Consider the following 5,223-nt stretch of genomic DNA (forward strand, 5'->3'; position numbering starts at 1 on the left):
GTCGTCGTCCCAGCCCCCTCCTCGCCGACCTCGCCGATCTCGCCGGCCCCAGCGGACCCACCGGCACTGACGCCGTCGAGAAGAAGACGACCGAAGACGTCCGGGCCGTCCTGACGGCACGCTTGGCACAGCGCCCCGAGAAGGAGCGGCTGCGGGCGTTGCGGGAACTGGTCCGCGAGCGGGCGGGCGTGGTGCTCGGCCGCTCCTCACGTTCCGCCCTGGACCTCAACCGCCCTTTCAAGGACGTGGGTTTCGACTCCCTCACCGCCGTAGAACTACGCAACCAGATCCATGCCGAGACGGGACTGCGGCTGCCGTCGACCCTGGTCTTCGACCACCCGACCCCGCGCCACCTCGCCGATCACCTCCATGACGAGTTGTTCGGTCAGTCGCAGGTCACGGAGACGGTGCCCGGGACGAGTCCTCGGGGGGCGGAGAGCGACGAAGAGACATTCCGCAGCGCGTTGGCCGCGATCCCCTTCTCCCGCTGGGAGGAGAGCGGCCTGCTGACAGCGGTGCTGTCCCTGGCGGACAGCGGCACGCTCGATCAGTCGCAGAACACGGACGAACCCGCACCCGGCGCGATCGAGGCCATGGACGTCGACGCACTCGTGCAACTGGCCTTGGGCGACTCCGCTTCCTGACACACCTTCCCGCCGCCCCTCCGCCACGACCTCCCGTCCGCCCGCGAACGGGCCATGAACCAGTGGAGTTTGAGCATGTCCACCTCCGAAGAGCGTGTGGTCGCCGCCCTGCGCGCCTCCCTGACCGAGAACGAGCGTCTGCGCCGTCGCAACGACGAACTCAGCCGGGCAGCGACCGAGCCGATCGCCATCATCGGCATGGCCTGCCGCTACCCCGGTGACGTCACCGCCCCGGAACAACTGTGGAACCTGGTCGCGGCCGGCATGGACGCCGTCACACCGTTCCCCGCGGACCGTGGCTGGGACACGGCCGGCGACGCCTCCTCAGCCGCCACGGGTCAGGGCGGATTCGTCACCACGGCCACCGAATTCGACGCGGCCTTCTTCGGAGTGTCACCCCGCGAGGCGGTGGCGATGGACCCGCAGCAGCGCCTCATCCTGGAGACGTCCTGGGAGGCACTGGAGCGTGCGGGCCTCGAACCCACCTCCGTGCGCGGCAGCCGCACCGGTGTCTTCGTCGGATGCAGCAACCAGAACTACGGCGCCGTCTCGGGAGACGACACGCCGGAGGGCATCGCAGGGCACCTGCTGACCGGCAACGCCGCGAGTGTCGTCTCGGGCCGGGTGTCGTACGTCCTGGGCCTGGAGGGACCGGCGGTCACGGTCGACACGGCCTGCTCCTCCTCCCTCGTTGCCCTGCATCTCGCCGCCCAGGCGCTGCGCGTGGGCGAATGCGACCTCGCCCTCGCCGGCGGCGTCACCGTGATGTCCACCCCCGACGTCTTCGCCGAGTTCCATCGGCAGGGTGGTCTGGCGGGTGATGGCCGGTGCAAGGCGTTCGCGGAGGAGGCGGACGGTACCGGCTGGGGCGAGGGGGCCGGTGTCCTGCTGGTGGAGCGGCTGTCGGACGCCGTGGCGCGGGGGCATCGCGTGCTGGCCGTCATGCGGGGTTCGGCGGTGAATCAGGATGGTGCGTCGAATGGTCTGACGGCTCCGAATGGTCCGTCGCAGCAGCGGGTGATTCGGGCGGCGCTTGAGGCGGCTGGTGTGTCTGCTGCTGATGTGGATGTGGTGGAGGCGCACGGGACGGGTACGAGGCTGGGTGATCCGATCGAGGCGCAGGCGCTGCTTGCCACGTATGGGCAGGGGCGTGAGGGCGACCGGCCGTTGTGGCTGGGGTCGGTGAAGTCCAACATCGGTCACACCCAGGCCGCCGCCGGTGTGGCTGGTGTGATCAAGATGGTGGAGGCGTTGCGGCATGGTGTGTTGCCGGCGACGTTGCATGTGGGTGAGCCGTCCTCACACGTGGACTGGACGGCGGGAGACGTACGACTGCTCACTGAGCAGCGGCAGTGGCCCGATACCGGCCGCCCCCGTGTGGCGGGAGTCTCGGCCTTCGGGGTCAGCGGTACCAATGCGCACGTCATCCTGGAACAGGCCCCGATTCCGGAGCCTCAGCCCGACGCCCGCCCCGCCGACCCGCCCTCCACACCGGTCGCCTGGCTGCTCTCCGGCCGGACCGAGGAAGCCCTGCGTGCCCAGGCGCGTTCTCTCGCGACCTTCGCCGACCGACACCCCGACATCGCACCCGGTCGTGCGGCGCTGTCCCTCGCGACGACGCGGACCCACTTCGAGCATCGAGCCGTACTCATCACCGAGAACGGCACTGGTCCGACCGTGGCTCTGAACGCCCTTGCAAATGGCCTCACTTCACCGGAAACCATCAACGGCCAGGACCGTGGAGATTCGAGGCAGGCGTTCCTGTTCTCGGGTCAGGGTGCGCAGCGGTTGGGGATGGGCCGTGAGTTGTACGAGGCTTTCCCGGTGTTCGCGGAGGCGTTCGACGCGGTGTGCGCTCACGCGGGAGGCGAGTTGCGTGATGTGGTCTTCGGCGGGGATGCGGAGCGGCTGGGTCGTACGGAGTGGACGCAGCCCGCGTTGTTCGCGGTCGAGGTGGCGTTGTTCCGTCTGGTGGAGTCGTTCGGGGTGCGTCCTGACGTCCTGATCGGGCATTCGATCGGTGAGGTCGCTGCCGCGCATGTGGCGGGTGTGTTGTCGCTGGAGGACGCCTGTGCTCTGGTCGTGGCCCGTGGCCGGTTGATGCAGGGGCTGCCGGTCGGTGGTGTGATGGTGGCGGTGGAGGCCACCGAGGAGGAAGTGGCCCCGCTGGTCGAAGGCCGTGCGGGCGAGGTGTCGATCGCGGCGGTCAACGGCCCCCGCGCGATCGTGATCGCGGGTGTGGAGTCGGCGGTCGTCGACGTCGCCGGAGAGCTGAAGGCGCAGGGCCGGCGGACGTCGCGTCTGCGGGTCTCGCACGCCTTCCACTCCCCGTTGATGGAGCCGATGCTCGACGCGTTCCGCCGGGTCGCGGAGGGCATCAGTTACGGTGCACCGTCGATCCCGGTCGTCTCGAACGTGACCGGACGGCTTGCTGCGGACGGCGAGTTGGCGTCGGCCGAGTACTGGGTGCGGCACGTCCGTGAGGCGGTTCGCTTCGCCGATGGCGTGGCTGCGCTCGTCGCCGAGGGTGTGACGCGTTTCCTGGAGATCGGTCCCGACGGCACCCTCACCGCCCTCGCCCAGAACTGTGTTCCGCATGATGACGCAGGTGACGTCCTGTTCGTACCGATGCTCCGCAAGGAGGGTTCCGAACACCTGGCCGTGCTGCGGGCGATGGCGACGTTGCACGTCGACGGCGGGGAGATGGACTGGGCGGCGGTGTTCGGAGGCGGTGAGGGTGTCGAGCCTGTCGATCTGCCGACGTATCCGTTCCAGCGGCAGCGCTATTGGCTCGCCCCGAACGAACCGTCTCCCGGTGGCCCGTTGGGCCCGTCCCGGGTGTCCGCTGTCGTGGACGCCGAGTTCTGGGCGGCCGTGGAGAACGCGGACCTGCCGGCTCTCGCCGCGGATCTCGACGTTGCGCAGGACGCGCTCGGGCCGGTGGTCCCGGCGCTGTCGAAGTGGTACCGCCGCCGACAGGAGCGGGCGGCCGTCGATGCCTTGCGCTATGAGGTGTCCTGGCGGCCGCTGACCCGGGACGACGAGATCACGCCGGCCAGGGGTGCGTCCCGCACAGGTAACTGGGCCGTTCTGATCCCGTCCGATGCGGACGCCGGCCCACGCGAGATCGCGAACGGCCTCGTCTCCGCTCTCCGTAAGCAGGGACTGACCCCGTACGTCGTCGAAGCGGACGCCGCCGATCCCGCGGCCTGCGCCGAGGTACTCTGCGCACCCGCCGAGGGAACCGAGACGCCCGACGCCGCCCGTGACCTGGATGGAGTCCTCTCCCTCCTCGGCTTCGCTGCGTCTGCCGAACCGGTGGTCGGGACACTGAACGCGTTGCGCGCGCTGGGGGACTCGCGTTTCCCGGGCGTACGGCTCTGGGCTGTCACCCAAGGTGCCGTCGCAGTCGACAGGGCCGAACGCGTCGCCCGTACGTCCCACAGCGCCGTATGGGGACTGGGACGCGTCGCAGCGCTGGAACACCCGGATGTCTGGGGCGGATTGGTGGACCTGCCCGAGCGCGCCGACGACCGAGCGTACGCCCGCCTCGCGCACGCGCTGACACACCTTCAGTCCGGCGAGGACCAACTCGCCATCCGCACCCACGGTGTCTTCGGCCGACGGCTCGTGCAGTCCGGCCCGTTGCCGCAGCAAGCCCCCCGCTGGGAGCCGAACGGGACGGTGCTGGTCACCGGGGGTACCGGCGCCCTGGGCGCACAGGTGGCGCGCTGGGTGGTGGAGCGCGGTGCCCGGGATCTCATCCTGGTCAGCCGCAGCGGCGAAGCCGCACCCGGTGCCGACGAGCTACGCGCCGAGTTGGAAGGAGCGGGCGCGAGGGTCACGCTGCGCGCCCTGGACGTCTCCGTCCGCTCGGACCTTGCCCCGTTCCTCGCGGAACACCCCGTCGACGCCGTCTTCCACGCGGCCGGAGTCCTCGACGACGCCACACTGCTGGCGACGGACGCCGAACGCATCGAGCGGGTGATGCATCCCAAGGCATCGGCTGCCTGCCTGCTCGACGAACTGACCCGCGACCACGATCTCTCCGCGTTCGTGCTGTTCTCCTCGCTGGCCGGAACGCTGGGGAGCCCGGGCCAGGGCGCCTACGCCGCCGCCAACGCGGTCCTGGACGCCCTCGCCGAGCGCCGTCGTGGCGACGGCGTGCCCGCGACGTCTGTCGCCTGGGGCCCGTGGGCAGGGGACGGGATGGCCGTGGAGTCCGGCAGCCGCCGCCGGAACCAGGGCGCCGTGACGGCACTCGCCCCCCGACTCGCCCTGTCCGCCCTCGGGGCGGTACTGGACGCGGGTCTCACCACCCAGTTGGTCGTCGACGCCGACTGGACGCGGTTCGTCCCCGCGTTCACGACGACTCGACCCAGCTCTCTCCTCTCCCGCCTTGCCGCTCCCGCCGTCACCTCCGCGCCGGGCGTCGCCGCGCGAGCCGGCGAGGCCGACGACAGCCTGCGGTCACGCATAGCGCAGCTGCCGCGTGCGGCCGGGCTGCGCCTCGTACTGGACGAGGTGCAGAGGCTGGCGGCCGTCGTGCTCGGGTACGCGGGTGCTGAGCAGGTCGGTG

General features: G+C 70.6%; 2 protein-coding genes. Both read left to right on the forward strand.

Annotated features, from left to right (window positions below):
- Window positions 1-644 (forward strand): acyl carrier protein (locus BIV25_RS00015; protein ID WP_177235104.1); only part of this gene is annotated, 644 nt, incomplete at its 5' end.
- A gap of 75 nt (window positions 645-719) precedes the next feature.
- Window positions 720-5,223: type I polyketide synthase (locus BIV25_RS54030; protein WP_143076555.1), on the forward strand; the 4,504-nt coding region annotated here is incomplete at its 3' end.

It is taken from the genome of Streptomyces sp. MUSC 14 (assembly GCF_001866675.1).
Classification (GTDB): Bacteria; Actinomycetota; Actinomycetes; order Streptomycetales; family Streptomycetaceae; genus Streptomyces.